Source organism: Bacillus sp. V3B (assembly GCF_024494465.1).
Classification (GTDB): Bacteria; Bacillota; Bacilli; order Bacillales; family Cytobacillaceae; genus Bacillus_BD.
Genome location: NZ_JAETXM010000085.1, coordinates 1 through 576, shown reverse-complemented (window position 1 = coordinate 576; position 576 = coordinate 1). Strand labels below are relative to the sequence as shown.

The window sequence follows — 576 nt, the reverse complement described above, 5'->3', positions numbered from 1 at the left end:
CTAATTGTTTCTAATTCATACCATATTCAAACGGATTTGCCTCCGCATAAGTTTCGAGCAATCATGATGGAATTTCGTCGAGGTGGGAAAGGGAGCACGGAAGCCTTCATTCAATATATGAAAGAACAATTTCCTAACAGCTTCCAACTGTTTGAGTATGATGATGTCGTACAGTGGGAGGCGGATCAGGAAAATTCTTCTATTCTTGCTAATTTATTAGATCAAAATGGCGCGACTTTAGATGACCTGACTTAGTTTTCTATTGCCTGCTTTCTCTACAATTAGTTCTTTCCAATACCGATTTCTTCAAACGGAATCTAGCCCAACCATTCATAAAAGAGTTTTTTAAAGAAGAGAAGATATATTTTTCCAGCATTGTTTCGAGCGTCGATTGAAGGGATTATTACTGAGATAAAAGAAACTATATCCGGACAAATATAAGTAGATGTAGCTTTATAACAACACAACCGCGATTATATGAACAACCGAATGATAAGTCACTCATTAAAGATATGCAAATTATTAGTGGCACAATAAGAAAAGCTGCCTTCGATGGCAGCTTGTACTTAAACATAA

Annotated in this window: 1 protein-coding gene; it reads left to right on the top strand. The window is 36.3% G+C overall.

What is annotated here, in order from left to right; all coding sequences use genetic code 11:
- Positions 1-255, top strand: a 255-nt coding sequence (locus JMM81_RS22695; protein ID WP_256243821.1) for a hypothetical protein, incomplete at its 5' end; no start/stop codon positions are given.
- Positions 256-576 lie beyond the last annotated feature (321 nt).